The 19411-nt window shown below is 58.3% G+C and carries 15 protein-coding genes; 5 read left to right on the forward strand and 10 right to left on the reverse strand.

The annotated features are described in order from the left end of the window. Positions 1-42 precede the first annotated feature (42 nt). A complete protein-coding gene (trhO, locus tag AC6I8P_RS11550) occupies positions 43-1098 on the reverse strand; it encodes an oxygen-dependent tRNA uridine(34) hydroxylase TrhO (RefSeq protein WP_021506440.1) in 1056 nt (351 codons plus the stop codon). Positions 1099-1365: 267 nt separating this feature from the next. Here trhO and AC6I8P_RS11555 point away from each other — a divergent pair, with 267 nt between their 5' ends. From AC6I8P_RS11555 to AC6I8P_RS11565, 3 genes are all read left to right on the forward strand, one after another. Continuing rightward, a complete protein-coding gene (locus tag AC6I8P_RS11555) occupies positions 1366-2289 on the forward strand; it encodes a Kdo(2)-lipid IV(A) acyltransferase (protein WP_021506441.1) in 924 nt (307 codons plus the stop codon). 557 nt (positions 2290-2846) lie between these two features. Then, positions 2847-3113 (forward strand): hypothetical protein, encoded by a 267-nt coding sequence (locus AC6I8P_RS11560; protein WP_021506442.1) that lies wholly within the window; start codon positions 2847-2849, stop codon positions 3111-3113. Between the two features lie 121 nt (positions 3114-3234). Further along, positions 3235-3633 (forward strand): MysB family protein, encoded by a 399-nt coding sequence (locus AC6I8P_RS11565; protein ID WP_021506443.1) that lies wholly within the window; start codon positions 3235-3237, stop codon positions 3631-3633. 1 nt (position 3634) lies between these two features. On the opposite strand, the gene AC6I8P_RS11570 is transcribed toward AC6I8P_RS11565, so the two are convergent. The 3 genes from AC6I8P_RS11570 to AC6I8P_RS11580 all read right to left on the reverse strand — a co-directional run bounded on the left by AC6I8P_RS11570 (position 3635) and on the right by AC6I8P_RS11580 (position 8182). After that, positions 3635-3874, reverse strand: a complete 240-nt coding sequence (locus AC6I8P_RS11570) for a YceK/YidQ family lipoprotein (RefSeq protein ID WP_021506444.1) — start codon at positions 3872-3874, stop codon at positions 3635-3637. A gap of 227 nt (positions 3875-4101) precedes the next feature. Continuing rightward, positions 4102-6654, reverse strand: coding sequence for a glucans biosynthesis glucosyltransferase MdoH (gene mdoH / locus AC6I8P_RS11575; protein ID WP_058769612.1), 2553 nt, complete (start codon positions 6652-6654; stop codon positions 4102-4104). After that, positions 6647-8182: a glucan biosynthesis protein G gene (locus tag AC6I8P_RS11580; protein ID WP_182688977.1), complete on the reverse strand. Its 1536-nt coding sequence runs from the start codon at positions 8180-8182 to the stop codon at positions 6647-6649. The genes mdoH and AC6I8P_RS11580 overlap by 8 nt, the downstream gene beginning before the upstream one ends. Before the next feature lie 278 nt (positions 8183-8460). On the opposite strand from AC6I8P_RS11580, the gene mdoC reads away from it, so the two are divergent. Then, entirely contained in the window at positions 8461-9606 is a 1146-nt protein-coding gene (mdoC, locus tag AC6I8P_RS11585) for a glucans biosynthesis protein MdoC (RefSeq protein WP_021506447.1), read from the forward strand. 40 nt (positions 9607-9646) lie between these two features. On the opposite strand, the gene AC6I8P_RS11590 is transcribed toward mdoC, so the two are convergent. After that, entirely contained in the window at positions 9647-11107 is a 1461-nt protein-coding gene (locus AC6I8P_RS11590) for a phospholipase D-like domain-containing protein (RefSeq protein WP_481657708.1), read from the reverse strand. Between the two features lie 152 nt (positions 11108-11259). Here AC6I8P_RS11590 and AC6I8P_RS11595 point away from each other — a divergent pair, with 152 nt between their 5' ends. Beyond that, a complete protein-coding gene (locus AC6I8P_RS11595; RefSeq protein WP_127833908.1) occupies positions 11260-12399 on the forward strand; it encodes a beta-glucosidase in 1140 nt (379 codons plus the stop codon). On the opposite strand, the gene AC6I8P_RS11600 is transcribed toward AC6I8P_RS11595, so the two are convergent. The 5 genes from AC6I8P_RS11600 to AC6I8P_RS11620 form a co-directional block, all read right to left on the reverse strand. Beyond that, positions 12396-12572 carry a hypothetical protein gene (locus tag AC6I8P_RS11600; RefSeq protein WP_021506450.1) on the reverse strand — a complete coding sequence of 59 codons (177 nt, stop codon included), beginning with the start codon at positions 12570-12572 and terminating at the stop codon, positions 12396-12398. The genes AC6I8P_RS11595 and AC6I8P_RS11600 overlap by 4 nt on opposite strands. A 313-nt stretch (positions 12573-12885) precedes the next feature. Continuing rightward, positions 12886-15087, reverse strand: coding sequence for a TonB-dependent receptor (locus AC6I8P_RS11605; protein WP_481657709.1), 2202 nt, complete (start codon positions 15085-15087; stop codon positions 12886-12888). Positions 15088-15268: 181 nt separating this feature from the next. Next, complete coding sequence (locus tag AC6I8P_RS11610; protein WP_241797802.1) at positions 15269-16639, reverse strand: efflux transporter outer membrane subunit; 1371 nt, start codon at positions 16637-16639, stop codon at positions 15269-15271. Next, positions 16636-17727, reverse strand: coding sequence for an HlyD family secretion protein (locus tag AC6I8P_RS11615; RefSeq protein WP_211724755.1), 1092 nt, complete (start codon positions 17725-17727; stop codon positions 16636-16638). Before AC6I8P_RS11615 ends, AC6I8P_RS11610 begins: the two co-directional genes overlap by 4 nt. After that, positions 17724-19409, reverse strand: coding sequence for an MFS transporter (locus AC6I8P_RS11620; RefSeq protein WP_132465245.1), 1686 nt, complete (start codon positions 19407-19409; stop codon positions 17724-17726). Before AC6I8P_RS11620 ends, AC6I8P_RS11615 begins: the two co-directional genes overlap by 4 nt. Positions 19410-19411: the final 2 nt, after the last annotated feature.

Genomic DNA, 19411 nt, shown 5'->3' on the forward strand with positions numbered 1-19411 from the left:
AGCAGTACAGCCTGGCGGGCAATGCGCCAGGCTGTTAAGCCATTACTTTTTGTCCGGCGCGGGGATCGCCATGGTCATGTTGAGTAAACCGCGCGATTTATTGAACACTTTGTTGCCATTTTCACGGCCAGCGCGGCGCGCGCGCTGCTCTTCCGGCGCCAGTTTCGACTCTTCCATGCACAGCGGGCTGCAGCAGTTCTGATACTTTTCCGCACAGCTCGGGCACTGAATAAACAGCAGATGGCAGCCGTCATTAACGCAGTTGGTGTGGCTGTCGCACGGCGCACCACACTGGTGGCAGCTGGAGAGAATATCGTCAGAGATACGCTCGCCCATGCGCTCGTCAAACACGAAGTTTTTGCCTTTGAAGCGCACCGGTAAACCCTGCTCGCGCGCGCGGCGGGTATATTCGATGATGCCCCCTTCAATGTGGTAAACATCATCAAAACCGTTGTGCTTCATCCACGCACTGGCTTTTTCACAGCGGATGCCGCCGGTACAGTACATGACGATTTTTTTGTCTTTCTGCGCCTGCAGCATATCCACCGCCATCGGCAGCTGATCGCGGAACGTATCGGCTGGCACTTCCAGCGCGTTGTCGAAGTGGCCCACTTCGTATTCGTAGTGGTTACGCATATCCACAAACACCGCATCCGGATCGTCGAGCATGGCGTTGACTTCGGCCGCTTTGAGATAGTTACCGACGTTACTGGCGTCGAAGCTACCGTCTTCAATACCGTCAGCCACGATGCGATCGCGCACTTTCAGGCGCAGCACCCAGAACGATTTGCCGTCGTCATCCAGCGCGATGTTCATGCGCAGATTGTCGAGCGCCGGGTCAAAGGCATAGAGCATCGCCTTCATCGCCTCATAGCGACTGGCCGGCACGCTGATTTGCGCATTAATCCCTTCCTGCGCCACGTAGACGCGGCCGAATACCTTCAGCTGGGTTAAGGCAACATAGAGACGGTCGCGGAATGCCTGTGGATCGGCGATCTGGAAGTATTTATAAAAAGAGACTGTGGTACGCGGCTCGGTTTCGGCCAGCATACGTTCTTTCAGCTCTTTATTGGAAACGAGGTTGTGTAACACTGGCATGGTGAACACCTGTTAGCAATCAGAGAAATTTAGCGCGCATATGATACCTGAATTGAGCGTGATGCAAAGCCTCTGGTGCAATTCTCCTGCCATCAGCAACAATCGACGGGGTTCTGCGTTGTGCTCGCTAATATCTGCGCAGAAATGCTGTTCGTCGTGCGCTGACGCACGGATGGTTGATTTCAGTCAGAGAGAAAAAATGGCATAATCCCGGCCAATTACAGAAACCGGACTCTCTGGTACACGACGCAGGACATTGATATTTCCATGACGCAACTTCCGCAATTTACCCGCGAACTCCTTCATCCACGCTACTGGCTGACCTGGCTGGGCATCGGTTTCCTCTATGTACTGGTGCTGTTGCCCTACCCGCTGCTGTACGTGACTGGCTGCGGGCTGGGACGCCTTGCCATGCGTTTTATGAAGCGTCGTGTTCAGGTCGCGCAACGCAATCTGGCGCTGTGCTTCCCCGATATGCCGACCAGCGAACGCGAAGCCATGGTGAAGCACAATTTCGAATCGGTGGGAATGGGGCTGATTGAGACCGGCATGGCATGGTTCTGGCCGGACTGGCGTATTCGTAAATGGGTCAGCACCAGCGGCCTGGAGCACGTTACCGAGGCGCTGGCACAAAAGCGCGGCATCCTGCTGATTGGCATGCACTTCCTGACGCTGGAGCTGGGTGCGCGCGTGTTTGGCATGTACAACCCGGGCATTGGCGTGTATCGCCCTAACGACAACAAGTTACTGGACTGGCTGCAAACCTGGGGACGCATGCGTTCCAATAAAAGCATGCTGGATCGCAAAGATCTGAAAGGCATGATCCGCGCCATGAAGAACAACGACATCATCTGGTATGCGCCCGATCACGACTACGGCCCGCGCAGCAGTGTATTCGCCCCGTTCTTTGCCGTTCAGGAAGCCGCGACCACCACCGGCACGCATATGCTGATTCGTCTGGCTAATCCGAGCGTGGTGCCGTTTCTGGCACGCCGCCTGCCGCACGGCCGCGGCTACGAACTGAAAATGATGCCGGATATCCGCCACAAATTCTCACTGGAGAGTGAACTGGATACCGCTATCGTGATGAATAAAGTGGTAGAAGAGACGGTGCTGCTGGCGCCTGAGCAGTATATGTGGCTGCATCGCCGCTTTAAAACCCGGCCTGAAGGGCAGCCTTCACGCTATTAATCGGTTGCGGGGTATTATCAATGCCCCGCGTTATTTACCGCACATTTGCCTTAATTCACGTGATTGTCTGCGCAGTGGCGCGCTAAAAAAGGCCCAGCCTGAACTGCTATGCCTTCCACACGGCGACACTCAAGTCAACGACACCCTTTACGCTGACTGCTGCTATCTTACGCATTAATCACGGTTTTTCGCTGTTACGCCGACGCGTTCTCCCTCGCCCGCCGCTGCTTTTCAGTGCCTGAGTTTGTACGGCAATATGCGTAAATATGACGGGTGCGGATCTGATTTTGATGACTTCCAGGCCTTTTCCTATTTAATTTTACTCAGGCTTGCCGTCTTGTTTACTTATCTAATAAATTTTACTGATTAAACAAGTATTTGTCTGAAAGTTAACCGCCATATTCTTTTTTGATTAAAAATTCATCTTTAATATATCTTTATGGAATTGGTTAGCCCGATCGAATCCAGTTAGTTTCGACCCTGACAGTTAGCTCGTTAACTGCGCGTTTAAAAATATAAAAAGATTACACACAGCAAAAATATTCAGGACACATAATATGAATAAAGGTATCTACTACTACGTGACGATCAGTACCGATCAGGAGGGTTACCATCTGCTGCATCGGAAAGAGTGTAAACGTCTGCCGGTTAAGGAGGATATGGTGTTCATCGGTACGCTCTATAATTTAAATCAGGCTTTGGCCACCGCACGAATTAATTTTAAAAAGGTGAAACCCTGTATTAAATGCTGCATCCGTTATTCTGCACCCGTGTTACGCGAGTCGGTACGACCGGTTCTGCACTTTCCGCAAAAAATGATGTAACCGGCGCGGGTGGATGACTTTTTACGCATCCACCCCGTCATTGTTCTCTCCCGCCCTGACAGCCGCCAATTTTCGTCTATTCTTCTGTGAAATCCCTTTTTGCACTGACAAGGAGTTGCAGATGAGCCTGTATAGTACGTTAGAAGAAGCCATTGAAGCCGCACGCGAAGAGTTCCTCGCCAGCCAGCCTGAGCTGGAGCAGGATGACGCCAGTGTCAGCCAGTTTGCGCTGCAGAAGTACGTGATGCAGGATGGCGACATTATGTGGCAGGCGGAGTTTTTCGCTGATGAAGACGGCCAGGGCGAATGCCTGCCAATTTGCAGCGGTGAAGCGGCGCAGGCGGTGTTCGACGGTAATTTCGATGAAATTGAGCTGCGCCAGGAGTGGCAGTCGGAAAATACCCTGCACGAATGGGACGAAGGCGAATTTCAGCTGGAGCCGCCGCGCGACCTGGAAGAAGGCGAGGCAGCGGCCGAAGAGTGGGAAGACGACGACAGTCCGTCAGACAACTGGGCGTAAGTTACTCGTACGGGCCGTGCTGTGCGTCAACCGGCAGTAGCAGCGTGTCCATCACCAGCGACAGCGGCAGATCGAGAATGGTCAGCACGCGCCACGGCCCGTCACGCACATCCCACTGCACGCCCGGATAATACTGGTTGCCGTGCCCCTGTCCGGGTACGGTCCGGCTGATAATGCTGCCACAGCCCGTCAGCAGCAAAATGGCGGCGCACAGCGCGATTAACTTCAGGCAATATTTCACTGCATTTACTCACCCTGAACTGACACCCCTGATTCTGATGTGCGTCAGTGACTGTTTAAATGTGCTCAGGAACACTGGCACGTGTCATCGCGCCATTTTAGCTGCGGGTGCAGCTAAACCGCTATGTCTTTATGCGTAAAGATTGTGTGAGGCGCGTTAAGCACTTCGCTGAAGCGCAGGCATAAAAAAAGCGGCATCGCTGCCGCTTTTTCATCACCGTTAGCCTGTCAGGCGCGCTGAGGCAGCGCCTGCGGGTTAAGCGTGAGTTTCTGATAACTCTCTACCCACTGATGATATTTATCCGCACTTTCCCACAAGCGCGTGTGCACGCGCGCCAGCACCACCGGATCGCTGATCAGCTGCAGACGCTGTTCGCGATTCAGTTTTTCCGGCGCATCGCTCAATGCCTGATCGACGCGGCGATCGCGTGCGTGATCCAGCAGTCCGCTCTGCTTATGGCGCGATGTCGCCATCGCCGTCGCCAGCGCGTTGAACGCCGGATTGAACAGCGCATGCATGAAGCCATGCTTCAGCGCACGTTCCCGGTTCAGCTGCAGATAGTGATCGGTGTCGACCAGCTCTTTCGGCGGCTCATACTCTTCCGGGATCAGGAACAGCCTGGCACGCTTACTCTTCAGCCCGACCGTGGCGCGGCTCGACATCACCGAGACAAACGGCGACAGAATCAGCGAGAAGACGATTGGCGCCAGCCACCACAGGAAGTTGAGATCGAGCACACCCATTCCGACGGCCCAGACAATGCCCAGCAGCATCTGTGAACCGTGGCGACGGAACGCTTCGCTCCACGGCGTGGCATCATCGTCACGCTGCGGCGAGTTCCACACCACTTCCCAGCCGAGGAACGCGCTGACCACAAACACGGTGTGGAACAGCATGCGCACCGGTGCCAGCAGCACTGAGAACAGCATCTCCAGCAGCAGCGAGAGGAACAGGCGGAATGCGCCACCGTACGGTTTCGCCCCTTTAAACCAGATCAGCACCACGCTGAGCAGTTTTGGCAGGAACAGCAGCACCAGCGTGGTGGAGAACAGCGCAATCGCCAAATCCGGACGCCACTGCGGCCACACCGGGAACAGCTGACGCGGCTGCAGGAAGTAGGTCGGTTCCATCAGCGTATGCACCACCTGCAGGGCGGTCGACAACGCAAGGAACATAAACCACAGCGGCGCCGACAGGTAGGACATCACGCCGGTCAGGAACACCGCGCGGTGCACCGGGTGCATGCCTTTTACCAGGAACAGGCGGAAGTTCATCAGGTTGCCGTGGCACCAGCGACGGTCACGCTTCAGCTCATCAAGCAGGTTCGGCGGCAGCTCTTCATAAGAACCCGGCAGATCGTAGGCGATCCACACGCCCCAGCCGGCACGACGCATCAGCGCCGCTTCCACGAAGTCATGTGACAGGATCGAACCGGCGAAGGAGCCTTCACCCGGCAGCGGCGCCAGCGCACAGTGTTCAATAAACGGCTGCACGCGAATGATGGCGTTGTGCCCCCAATAGTGCGATTCGCCCAGCTGCCAGAAGTGCAGACCGGCGGTAAACAGCGGCCCGTAAACGCGGGTGGCGAACTGCTGACAGCGCGCATACAGCGTATCCATGCCTGACGCTTTTGGCGAGGACTGGATAATACCGGCGTTCGGGTTCGCTTCCATCATGCGCACCAGACCGGTAAGACACTCACCGCTCATCACGCTGTCGGCGTCCAGCACCACCATGTAGCTGTAGTTGCTGCCCCAGCGACGGCAGAAGTCATCGATGTTGCCGCTTTTACGCTTCACGCGGCGGCGACGACGGCGATAGAAGATCTTGCCTGCCCCACCGACATCCCGCACCAGCTCCATCCACGCTTTTTGCTCGGCGATGGCGATGTCGGCATCGTAGCTGTCGCTCAGGATGTAAACATCGAAATGCTCCGCGTTACCGGTGCGTTTCACCGACTCCCAGGTGGCGCGCAGACCGGCGAACACGCGTTCCACGTCTTCGTTACAGATTGGCATGATTAGCGCGGTGCGATGTTCCGGATTGAGCGGCTCATCACCGGTGGTCGAGTACGAGATGCTGTACTTATCGCGGCCGATCAGCAGCTGCAGGAAGCCCATCAGCGCGGTCCAGAAACCGGCCGATACCCAGCAGAACAGGATGGCAAACAGGAACAGGATGCCGGTCTGCAGAATATACGGCAGGATCAGCTCCACCGACTGCAGCCAGTTCTGGTTAAACAGCTCGACCGGATCGAGCAGCGTCCAGCCCTGATACGGCAGAATGGTTTTCATGTACCAGGTGGCGACCACGGTCTGCAGAATGGTCAGAATCAGCAGCACGTAGCGACGCATGGAACCTACGTGGCGCCATTTGTCTTCCGCTTTCTGCTCTTCCACCGTGGCATAGCGTGGGTTGCCTTTTTGCCCGCGCAGTGAATCCCAGGCGCGCGCGATCGGGTTAGTACGCCAGGCTTCCGGGAACATCAGCGAACGCTTCACCGGCGGCATCGCCTTCAGCGTGGTGCGGTCGAGGTAATCTTTACTGAGCTGCTGGCCATCGGCGAGCGAATCCGGCCACGCCATGGATACGCGCGACGAGACCGATTTCAGCGGCGCATCGTCCGGCCGTTCGCTGGCGGCGATATCCTGCCCCAGCGCGCTGTGAATGGCATGAAACGCCTGCGCATTCTGCAGCGAGGCGCTGAGCGTGGCGCGTGCTGCCGCATCAAGCGGCAGCGCCTCCACATAAGATTGAGGTAAATAAGTCGATTTATTCATTGGCAGGTAACTGATAGCTCCAGGTTTCCGTCAATGTCTTGTCGCCGCTTACCAGCGCCGCACGCATTTCGGTCGGCTGCTTGTTGTCTTTGACGCGCAGACGCAGCACCAGACGCCAGCCTTTGGTGACCGGGTTGTAGCGTACGCTCTGCTCGACCACGTCGGCGTTGTTACCGACGCTGACCTGCGGCGCCACCTGGGTGTTTTCCGGCAGCTTGCTCATCGCTTTACCGACAAAGTCCACGGTAAAGGCGATGGAACCATCCGGCTGACGCACCAGGTTAGACTGCTTCACATCGCCCGCAGAACGCAGCGTGTCTTTCACCCAGGCCACATCGTCCTGGTGCAGCTGGTTTTCATCACGCGTAAAGTGCAGACGGTATTTGAAGTTCATCTCTTTGCCTGGCTCTGGCAGGCTCTCCGGCGTCCAGAAGGCCACGATGTTATCGTTGGTTTCATCTGCCGTCGGGATCTCCACCAGCTCTACGCGGCCTTTGCCCCAGTCGCCCTGCGGCTCAACCCAGCCGCTTGGACGCAGATCATAGCGGTCGTCCAGGTCCTGGTAATGGCTGAAGTCACGGCCACGCTGCAGCAGACCGAAGCCTTTCGGGTTTTCGATGGTAAAGGTGCTGACCGCCAGGTGTTTCGGGTTATTGAGCGGACGCCAGATCCACTCGCCATTTCCGGCGTGAATCGACAGGCCGTTCGAATCATGCAGCTCCTGACGGAAGTTGCTGACCGGCGACGGCTGGTTAGCGCCAAACAGGAACATACTGGTGAGTGGAGCTACGCCGAGTTTGCCGACGTTGTCACGCAGATACACTTTAGACTGCACGTCCACGGTGGACTCTTTGCCCGGCTGGATCACAAAGCGATAAGCACCGGCGGCGCGCGGAGAATCCAGCAGCGCATAAATCACCAGCTGTTTATCCTGCGGCTTCGGCCGCTCGATCCAGAACTCTTTAAAGCGCGGGAACTCCTCACCGGAAGGCAGCGCGGTATCAATCGCCAGACCACGCGCCGACAGGCCATACACCTGGCCTTCGCCAATCACGCGGAAATAGCTGGCACCCAGGAAGCTGGTGATCTCATCGTCTTTACCCTTTTTATTTAAAGGATACAGCACTTTGAAACCGGCAAAACCGAGGTTTTTCACCGCATCGGCATCGTGTTTCACGTTGCCGAAATTGAAGTAGTCAGGGTTATATTTGATTTCACGTACCGAAGACGCGGTGACTTCATTGATTTTCACCGGCGTGTCGAAATACATGCCCTGATGATAGAACTCGAGCTTAAACGGCGTGCGCAGTTTGCCCCAGTATGCTTTGTCGTGGTTAAACTGGATCTGCTGATAGTCAGCAAACTTCATTTCACGAAACTGAGAGGGTAAATTGCTTTTTGGCGCTTCAAAACCTTTCCCTGCCAGCGCCTTAGCTTGCTTTGCCACATCATCAATGTTGAACGCCCAGCTATTGTTGGCGTACAACGCCAGCAGAACTGCTGCGCCTACCCAGCGCATCTTCACCAGCCCGCCATTATTCTTCACTTTAGTCAGCACATCCCCCCCTTTCGTGTGCTTAGATCAAACCCATTTATCTTAAAGGATTATTCGGTTTTCCGACAGCTTATGTAAAAGATTGTTCCCCTGATTCGTAAGCCGAAAGTGTACTTTTCGGATAATTAAACCCGGAAGATTAAGAAACAGATTCACCTGATAGTATACGCTGTTTACAGCCGGTAGAATTTCGTCCGGCATAATCCGGTTTCAGGGTGAAACCGGCAAGTAAACTGACAAACCGGAAGCTTATGAGTTCAGCCAAACCCGAACGTGAATATTTCCTCGACTCGATTCGAGCGTATTTAATGCTGCTGGGCGTGCCTTTCCACGTCTCACTGATTTACTCGACCCAACGCTGGTCGGTTAACAGCCAGGACGCCTCACTGTGGCTGACGGTGCTGAATGATTTTATTCACGCCTTCCGCATGCAGGTGTTCTTTGTTATTTCAGGTTATTTCTCGTATATGCTCTATCTGCGCTATCAGCCCAACCGCTGGCTGAAGGTGCGGCTGGAGCGCGTCGGCATTCCGCTGTTAACCGCGGTGCCGCTCATTACCCTGCCGCAGTTTTTTATGCTGAAAAATCTCACCAGCAAAGTCGGCGACTGGGCAAACTTCTCGCTGTATGACAAGTACAACGCGCTGATGTGGGATCTGATTTCGCACCTGTGGTTTTTACTGGTACTGGTGATTCTCACCGCGTTTGGCATGCTGAGCTTCCGCTGGCTGCGCGATCAGCAGCGCCGCATCGATTATCAGCAGGTTGGCTGGGGCAAGCTGACGCTGGCCCTGCTGGCCTATGCGCTGGTGTGGTGCGCCTTCCGCCGGCTGATTTTCCACTTTGCTCCCGCGCTGTTAATGGATGGCCTGTTCAGCATTGCGGTAATGCAGTCGCTGTTCTTCCTGCCGTTCTTTATGCTGGGTGCGCTGAGCTGGAAACATCAGGCGCTGAAAGCGCTGTTTGTGCGGTTTAATCCGGTGATGTGCTTTGGTGCCATTGCGGTGTTTATCGCGTACAGCCTGAATCAGCGCTACAGCAGCGGTGAAGGCTGGCTGTACGAGCTTGATGCCATCATTTCTACGCTGATGGGCTTGTGTATGCTGAACGTCTGCTTCAGCTTCGGCCACAAGCTGCTGAACAGCCACTCGCCGCGCATCATGTATTTGGTGAACGCGTCGCTGTTTATTTATCTGGTGCACCATCCGCTGACCATCCTGTACGGCATCTACGTTACGCCACACATCAGCAGTAATACGCTGGGCTTCTTTGTCGGACTGCTGATGGTGTTTGGCGTTGCCTTTGCCCTGTACGAGATTCATCTGCGTATCCCGCTGCTGCGCTTTTTGTTCTCCGGCAAGCCGCAGCGCAAACCAGAGACCTCCGCGCAGACGTAACGGCGTGCTTACCCGCCGGGCTGCGCGCGGTGCAGCCCGGCTATAGCAGCCACTCCACCGGCAGACGCCATACCAGCCGCACCAGCAAACGCTGCAACAGCGTGCACTGCGGCTCGTGCTTATGCACCACTTCCCGCGCTTCGCCGCTGTACTCCACCCAGTTAACGCGGCCCCACTTATCCAGCCGCAGTGCCCAGGCGCGGTCGCGCATGCCGCTGCTGAAGCGCTGATGAGTCTGCTGCGCCAGCGCTTCGCTCTCAATCACCAGCCCCATTTCCGTATTCAGCACCGCCGAACGCGGATCGAAATTAAACGAGCCAATAAACACTTTGCGGTTATCGACGGTGAAAGTCTTGGCGTGCAGGCTGGAGCCGGAATTCCCGGTCAGGCCGCGATCGTGCGGGGCATCCGCGGCATTGGCCTGCGGCTTCAGTTCGTAGAGCGCAATGCCGTGACGCAGCAGCTTCTTGCGCCAGCGCGCATAGCCGGCGTGAACCACGGTGACATCATTGGCGGCCAGCGAGTTAGTTAAGATGGCGATCTTAACGCCCCGCCGCTTCAGCGCCAGCAGCTGCGCCACGCCGGCACGGGTCGGGACAAAATAGGCCGAGATGATATCGAACTGCTGCTGCGGCGTGCCGATCACCTCCAGCATGCGCTGCGGCAGCAAAGAGGAGCGCTTCGCTTTGCCCAGCCCTTTGCGCGGATCGTCACTTAACAGCCGCGTGTGTGCCCAGGTCATGCTCAGCGAGCTCTGCTCCAGCTGGCTGACAAACGAAGATTTCTCCAGCCGCGCCAGATAGCGCTGCACCGCCTCGCTCTGCTGCCACTCCGGCGGTAAACGCACCGCTTCATGCGGCGGTGCGCCGTTGTCCACGACGCTGCGCAACGGCGATACCGCTTTGCTGTGCCAGTAGCGGGCGAAATCTTCCGCCACTTCCTCTACCGCAGGTCCCAGCGCCAGCACGTCGAGATCGGTAAACAGCGGCTCATTACCGGTGCCAAAATATTCGTCGCCGATATTACGGCCGCCCACCAGCGTCACCGCGCCGTCAACCGTCAGACTCTTGTTGTGCATCCGACGATTCAGGCGGGCGAAGTCGGTCAGATAGCCCAGCGCGCGCAGGGTGCGAAACGAGAAGGGATTGAACAGCCGCACGGCGATGTTCGGATGCCGATCGAGTTCGGCCAGCGTGTCATCCAGCCCGGGCGTGTTGTTGTCATCCAGCAGCAGGCGCACCTGTACGCCGCGCTCCGCCGCATCCAGCAGCGCGCTGAACAGCAGGCGTCCGGACATGTCGTTGTGCCAGATGTAATACTGGACGTCGATGGTGTGCTGCGCCATGCCCATCAGCAGATAGCGTGCCGCAAACGCATCCAGCCCATCGTTCAGCGGATGAATGCCGCTCAGTCCCGGATGACGGGCACATTGCTGTTGCGCATGTTCTCTCAGCCCGTCGCCCGGCCGTTCGCGTGAGGAACGCAGTGCCGCTTCGCTCATACTCAATCCCTGCTTACCCTGAAGCTGTTATTGTTGGTATCACCGCACGTAAAGGCAATCAGAGCCGTCTACTTCCGCGTCGGGTGCGGCGTTAATTTAGTCTAGACTTAGCCAGGCGTTCTGCATCCGGCGTTCTTCGTGAGGAGAAGATCATGACTCAGCTATCCCCGCGCCATCAGCCCCGGCTATTTCGCAGCTTTTTTCAGGGCAGCTTCCCCTGCTCTACCGCCTGCCGCAGCGGCGGGCGACGACTGGATATGGTCATCAGCAGCGGCCACGACATGCTGCTGGAGAAAGATTACGCCGCGCTGGCGCAGGAGGGATTGCGCACCGCGCGCGACGGCGCCCGCTGGCACCTGATTGAGGCCACGCCAGGTGAATACGACTGGCGCACCTTTCTGCCGATGATTCACGCGGCGGCGCGCCATGATTTACAAATCATCTGGGAGCTGGCGCACTTTGGCTACCCCGATCATCTCGATATCTGGAAGCCGGCGTTTGTGGAGCATTTTGGCCGCTTCGCGCGCGCCATGGCGCAGCTGATGCGGGATGAGGGCGTGGAGCAGCCGTTCTTTACGCCTATCAATCAGATATCCTTCTGGTCCTGGGCCGGCGCCGATGTCTCGTGGCTCGATCCCTACGCCAGCGCGCGCGGCCGCGAACTGAAACGTCAGCTGGTGCGCGCCTCACTGACGGCCATGCACGCCATTCGCGACGTCTATCCGGATGCCCGCTTCGTGCTGACCGACCCGCTGGTGCAGATCGCCGCCGATCCGCATAACCCCGACAGCAAACCCTATGCCGACAGCCAGCATCAGGCGCAGTTTGAAGCCTGGGACTGGCTGGCAGGACGCGATGCGCCGGAGCTGGGTGGTCAGCCCGATTTTCTCGACATCCTGGGGCTGAACTATTATCCCGACAACCACTGGTTCTTCTCCGGCGACACCATTCCGCCCGACCACCCGCAGCGTCAGCCACTGCACCGGCTGCTGATGCAGTGCTGGCAGCGTTATCAGCGCCCGCTGCTGCTGGCGGAAACCGGCGCGGAAGGTGACGCGCGCGCGCCCTGGCTGCGCCATGTCAGTGATGAAGCGCGGCTGGCCTTAGCGCAGGGCGTGGCGCTGGAGGGCATTTCGCTCTATCCGGTGGTGGAGTATCCGGCGTGGGCCGACGATCGGCGCTCGCCTGGCGCGCTGTTTGGTCTGGGCGATCCCAATGGCAATCGCACCCTGCATGAAGCGCTGGCGCTGGAGTTACGCAGTCAGCAGATTAAATGGCGCACCCAGGATTAAGAGTGCTGCACCGGGCTGGCGGTTTTGGGCGGGCAGGTTTGTACATCCAGTGACGGATCGGCTGGATGGCGCACGTCCGTCAGCCAGGTCATGGTGAAAAGGAACACTACGCCGATCAGGCAGGCGGAAAGCAGTCCAATGATGGCGATCAGTTTGTCATCCCGGGATTCCATCGACATCTCCTTGCGGGCGTCCGTAGTCGGTTGCTGGCCTCAGCTCATCCATAATGTAAGCATCAGGACGAAGATTATAAGGGTAACCGAGGTCACTGCAAGTACCACAATGGCGAAGTGCGCATCATCCAGCGGTTGCCGTAAAGGTTCGTCGTGATCGTCAGGTGGCGCGGGTGAACTCATGATGACTCAACAGGAAAGAGGCGTTTTTCAGCGGGATTGCCGCACAGAGTGTAATGGAATAGCGGCCAACGTACAGCACTATTTCTGTCGGAAAAGACCACGGAGCGTCACTACGCCCCGTGGTGGCCGCTTAGAAATCGTAGCTCATGCTGATTTTCAGCGTGCGCGGGTCGCCCTGCGCGAGATAGGTGCCGGTGTCATCAACGTTTGACCAGTACTTCTCATTGGTGACGTTTTCGACCGCCACGCGCCACACCAGATCGTTCTGATTCACCTTCATGCGGTAACGCATACCAAGATCCAGCGTGGTATAGCTGTCCAGCTTGAGGGTATTGGCCGAGTTGGCGTACTGAGAGCCGCTGTGGTTGAGCAGCGCCGTGGCCGTCAGACCCTCCACCGGCTTGATGTCATACTCCGCGCCCAGCGCGTAGGTGTAGCGCGGCACGCCGATCGCCTGTTTGCCATCGTAAGTGCCGCCGGCGGTTTTCTTCATCACCGGATCGATCCAGGTGGCGCTGGCGTTGAGGCGCAGGCCCAGCACCGGCTCACCAAACACGTTGGCTTCCACGCCGCGATGGCGTTGCTCGCCATCCATGACGTAGACATTGTCACTGTTGATCAGGCCGGACGGTTTCTGGATTTCAAACAGCCCCAGCGAGCCGCCGATGCGGCCGAAATCCGTTTTCACACCGATCTCATTCTGCTTCGAGTGCGCCACGCCGGTCACAGTGCCATAGTTGACGGCGTCTTTAGGGGCCACTTCACCAGGCTGCAGCGCTTCCGTATGGTTCGCGTACAGCGCCACTTCTTTCCATGGCTTGTAAACCACGCCGTAGGTTGGCATCCAGCGGTCGTTGGTGAAGCGCGAATCAACGCTTTCCGCGCCGGTGTTGTAGTTATAGCTGCGCACCACCACTTTCTGATGGCGAGCACCGACGGTCACCAGCAGCGTATCGTCCAGTAATCCGAGCGTATCGCTCAGCAGATAGCCCTGGGTGCGGGTACGTGACGTGGTAAGCGGATCGGAGAACTTGCCGCCGGCGAAGGTGGCCGCCGGTTCCGCCACGTCACCGCTGTGGTAGATATTAAACGGCGTGCCCACCAGCGACATGTCGTAGGCATTTTTCGCATTGGTGGTCAGCGCCGAGTAACCCACGTTGACTTTATGACTGACGAAACCGGTGTGGAACTCACCGCGCAGCCCCACCATGCCGCTCATGTTGTCCTGAATACGGTTGGAGTAGAAGCTGCTGATGGTACCGTCACCGTTGCTGTTGGTAATGGTCGGCGCGCCGTAGTTGCCGGTTTCATGAGCGTGCTGTGCGCCGAGACCGGCATAGGCCGTCCAGCTGTCGGTAATATCGTATTCTGCTTTGGCGATACCGAATTCAGATTCCATATCGCTGTACACCCATTTCTGGCTGTAGTTGTGCGAATTTGACGGCACCGCCGGGATCACCCCGGCGCTGGCGAATTTCACGCCCTGTAAGCCGTCATGGAAGGTTTTCTTCTGATAGCCAACGTCCAGCGAGGTGCGCAGCCGGTCGCCGCGATAATCAAGACCGATCGAAGCCGCCGTGGTGCGTTTTTTCTCGCCGTCAACGCCGGTTTCACCTTCGCGATGTACGGCATTAACCCGCACGCCAAACTGATTGTTATCGCCAAAGCGGCGCCCCACGTCCAGCGTTCCGCCAACCTGAGACGAGGAGGTGTAATCGAGGCCAACGCGATTGATCGGCGTATCTTCGGCATGTTTCGGCTCGAGGTTAATCATACCGCCGACGCCGGAACTGGCTGCGCCGTTAACCAGACTGTTCGCGCCTTTGAAGATCTCCACGCGATCGATCAGCGAAGCGTCCATCACCTGGCGCGGCACCACGCCCGGCAGACCGCCGAAAGTCATATCATCGCCGTCGAGAGTAAAACCCCGAATGCGGTAAGTTTCAGCAAAATTGCCGTAACCTTTGACGTTCTGCACGCCCGCATCGTTGCGCACCACATCGGCGATGGTTTGCGCTTGCTGGTCCTGAATCATTTTTGCCGTATAGCCGATGACGTTGAACGGCACGTCCATGGCGTTTTGCTCGCCCAGCATGCCGAGGCGACCGCCGTGGGCAATCTGGCCGTCGAGAAAGGCCGGTACTAAGTCGTTGCCGCCGGGTTTGAATTCACTCTGCGGCGTGGCGGTAACGGTCAGCGTCTGCTGTTCGTTAGCGCCCTGAGGAGCATTACTGGTGTTAGTGGTAGCAGCCATCACTGGCAAACAACCGGCGCTGACCAGCATGGCCAGCAGCGTCGGTTTCATTCCGGGATTGAAAGGCGTTCTGCGCATGGTTATCCCCTGATGTAAATTATACTGAGAATCATTATTATTGCGGTTTGCGATTATGCGCAGCGTACAGCTAAATGCAAGCAATTTGCTAAAAGTGATGTTCAGTGAGAGGAGAGGCAAGAACCGCCGCTAAACAAGGAAAGCGTTGCAGCAGTCACGTACCAACGTAACTGCCGCAGTGTTACCCCTGCCAACCGCCGCCGAGAGCGCGGTAGAGATCGATTTGCGCCAGCAGCAGCGTGTTTTTCACCGCCACAATATTCAGCTGGGTGCTGAACAGCGTGCGCTGCGCATCAAGCTCATCGAGATAGGACGCATAGCCATTCTGATAACGGTTGCGCGCAATCCGCCACGCCTCGGCAACGTAGCGTTCCTGCGCCTGCAGTTCCGTCAGCTGCTGCTGGCTGCGCGTGATGGCATCCAGTGCGTTATCCACCTCGGCAAAGGCGTTGCGCACCACCCTTTCGTAGCCGTACAGCGCCTGGTTGCGCGACGCCATCGCCACATCCACCTGCGCGGTCAGGGCTTCGCGGTTGAGCAGCGGTGCCAGCACGCTGCCGCCGATGCTCCACAGGCGGAACGGATTATCCAGCAGATCGTGTAGCTGGCTGCTCTGCAGCGTGCCGGACGCCGTCAGGTTGATCGATGGCAGCAGCTGTGCCTGTGCCGCCGCCAGCGACGCGTCGCTCGCCAGCAGCAGGCGCTGCGCCTGGACTATGTCAGGCCGGCGATTCAGCAGCTGCGACGGCAGCAGCGCCGGCAGTGCGTGTGGTCGCAGCTGGTCGAACTGGCTGCTGCGCGCGATCTGGCGCGGATTCATGCCGACCAGAATGCTGAGCGCGTTCTCCTGCTGGGCGATCTGATGCTGCAGCTGCGGAATTTGCGCTTTCGCCGTCTGATACTCCGACGCCGCCTGCATCCATTCCAGCCGCGAAGTATAGCCAGTTTCGAACTGACGCTGCGCCAGGTTCAGCGAGTTCTGTCGCGTTTCCAGCGTGGCCTCGGTGACGCGCAGCTGCTCGTCGAGCGCGCACAGGCTGAGGTAACCGGACGCGACCGAACTGGCCACCGTCAGCTCGGCTGCCGAGGCCGCCGCACGCTGCGCCGCCAGCGTGGCTTCCGCCGCGCGGATGCTGTTGCTGCGGCTGCCCCACAAGTCGACCTCATAATTCGCCTGCAGCAGTCCCTGAAATACCGCACTTTCGTACGGCTGACCGGTCGCCGCTGACAGCGCACGCTGATGGGTTGCCGCCACGCCCGCCGACAGCGTGGGGAAGTTGTCGCCCTGCGCAGCGCGCAGCTCGGCGCGATACTGATCGACGCGCGACCGGGCAATGAGAATATCGCTGTTGTGCTGTAGCGCCTGGTTCACCAGCCAGTTCAGGCGATCATCACCAAAGCTGCGCCACCACTGCGCTTCCGGCGCGGCAGCGGGCCCGACCTGCTGGCGCCAGTCGGGCGGAATCGGCAGCGACGACGGCGCCTGCTCCACGTCGCGGGCGCAGCCGGTCAGTAGCAGCGCGATGAGCACCGCGAGTAACGGCCGCTTCATAACGCATCCCGGTGTGGTTCGGCGGCGGTATCAATGTCGACTTCCACCGACATCCCCGGCCGCAGCTGCTGCAGATCGTCACCAAGAATTTTGATACGCACCGGAATGCGCTGGGCGATTTTCACGAAGTTACCGGTGGCGTTATCTGGCGAGATGGCGCTGAACTCAGATCCGGCGGCGGGCGAGATAAACTCAACGCGGCCGTCAAAGCGCTTGCCGTCCAGCGCATCAACGCGGATCGACACCGGCAGGCCGGGGCGCACGCGCGCCAGCTGGGTTTCCTTCAGGTTGGCGATCACCCATTTATTATCCGGCACCACCGAGGTCAGCCGCGTGCCGGCAGTAACGTAGGTGCCTTTGCGCACCGACAGCTGACCGAGCTGGCCGCTGTCCGGCGCGATAATGCGCGTATTGTCCAGATCGATATTGGCCAGCTCCAGTGCCGCCTGCGCGCTGGCTACGTCGCCGGCCAGCGCCGCGCGGTTGACGATGGTGGTTTGCAGATTCTGCTGCGAGACCGCCACCTGCGCCGCCGCCTGGCGCAGCTGGGCCTGAGCCTGCGCATTGGCTGCGCGCGCGGCGTCACGCTCGCGTACCGACAGCGAGCCATCCGCCGCCAGATTTTCCACCCGCTTCAAATCCAGACTGCTTTTCAGCGCCTGCGCTTTGGCATTCTCCAGCGCGGCTTTATTGCTGGCGATAGTGGCCTCCGCACTCTTCTGCTGCTGCTGGTTGTTATTATGCGCGGCAATCTTCATCGCCAGCTGTGCCTGCGCCTGATGCACGCGCTGGCGATAGATACGATCGTCAATGGTCATCAGCAGCTGTCCTTTGCGCACCGGCTGCAAATCAACTACCTCAACGTTCGTCAGGTAGCCGCTGACCTGCGGGCTGATAAAGGTCACCTGGCCGCGCACATAGGCGTTTTCCGTTGACTGGATAGTGCTGGTAAAGGGCCATAGCTGCCAGGCGTATAAAATCACCAGCACGCCCACGATGGCGATACCGCTCCCGGCGGCGATAGAGAGAATGCGTCGGCGGTTGGTGCGCTCGCGCTCCGCAGCCTGTAGATCGTCCTGTTGACTCATGGGGTCTCCGTTCGGTTTGCTGGCGCAGCCTGCTGCTGTTGCTCAGTCAGATTATGTCGCGCCTGGCGCCAGTTAAGATAACGCAGCCGCGTCAGGCGCCACAGCACCCACATCAGCGTTATCATTGCCAGCGCGGCGGTCAGTAAATAGGTATCGTTATAAGCCAGCACGTTGGCCTGCAGCGTGGCCACGGTTTGCAGCTGACTGCTGCTCTGCGCGCTGAGCAGGCCGCTGTCCGCCAGCTGGCTGCGAAACAGCGCGCTGTACTGGCTGAGGCGATCAACCACATTGGGATCGAGCAGCGACAGCTGATCGCCCAGCAGGCTGGAGTGATATTTTTCACGCCACGTCTGGAAGGTGCCGAGAATGGCGGAGCCAATCAGCCCGCCAAGATTCTGGCTCATACCAAACAGCACGACAAAACTCACCAGATTTTTCGGCTGAGTCACCACGCCGCCGATGCCAAGCAGCATCGCTGGCCCAAGGAAAAAAGCACTGCTGAAACCGAGCAGAAACTGGCTGAAGTAGAGATTGCTGGCGCGCGTCAGCGGGCTGGATTGCGCATCCATCAGCGAGGCGACAATCATTACGGCCAGCGAGACCACGATTGGCCAGCTCAGATGGTTGGGTTTAATGGTCAGCGCGCTGGCAATCATGCCGCAGATCACGCCCGCAATGATCGCCAGCGCCAGTCCGCGCATCTGATCGTTGAGCAGGCCCAGTTGCTGCAGAAAGCCCACCGCCCCGGTATTCTGCTCGGCCAGCACGATGCGCATCATGATCATCACGATGCCGAGCCGCACGATCATGCCATTGCTCAGCCAGCGGGTGTTAATCAGCGGGTTAGCGCGGTTATGCTCCAGCACCACCGCCGCGACAATCAGCACCAGCGCCAGCGCCAGACAGACGCCAAGCCAGGGGGTGCTGAACCACCACTCAATGCGCCCGAGCGACAGCACGCCGCACAATAACGCCATGCCCGGTGCCAGCAGCATAAAGGTGACGAAATCGAGCTTTTCGAACGCTTTGATGCGGTCGCCCGGCGGCAGCTTGACCACCAGCACGCAGCCCAGCGCAATCATCGCCAGGCCCAGTTCAAACAGATAGAGGCCGCGCCACTCCTCCAGCTGCAGCAGCTCGCTGGAGAACAGCCGCGCGAGCGGAATCGCCAGCTGTGAGGCAGTGATGCCAATCACCAGCGCTTTGAGACGGTGCTTCGCCGGCCAGGCCTGGATCTGATAATAGATGCCCAGCGAGCTGAGCGCCGCGCCCACCATGCCGTGCGCGGTACGCACGATAATCGCTGAGCTGAGATCGTTAGCGAGGATGTGAAAAAACGCCACGATGACGTACAGCACCAGAAAGGCTTCGGTAAACAGCCGCAGACCAAACTGCTGGCGGAACTTCACCAGCAACAGATTAATGGAGATATTGCCCATTACGTAGACCGCCGGCAGCCAGGCGATTTCGTTGCTGTATGCGGCGAAGGTGCCCTGCAGATTGGTGAGGTTGGCGGTCACCAGCGCATTACTCAGCGCGCCGGTAATGGAGATCAGCAGGCCGATCAGGCCAAACGCGATGCGTTTCGATGGCGCATGCAGCGGTGTCGAGGGCGATCCCGGCAGCATCGGCTTTTCGTGCGGCAGCCATTCGCGGGGGGCGTACGGGTTACGTTTCGCCACGG

It is taken from the genome of gamma proteobacterium symbiont of Lampromicra miyakona, assembly GCF_059730895.1.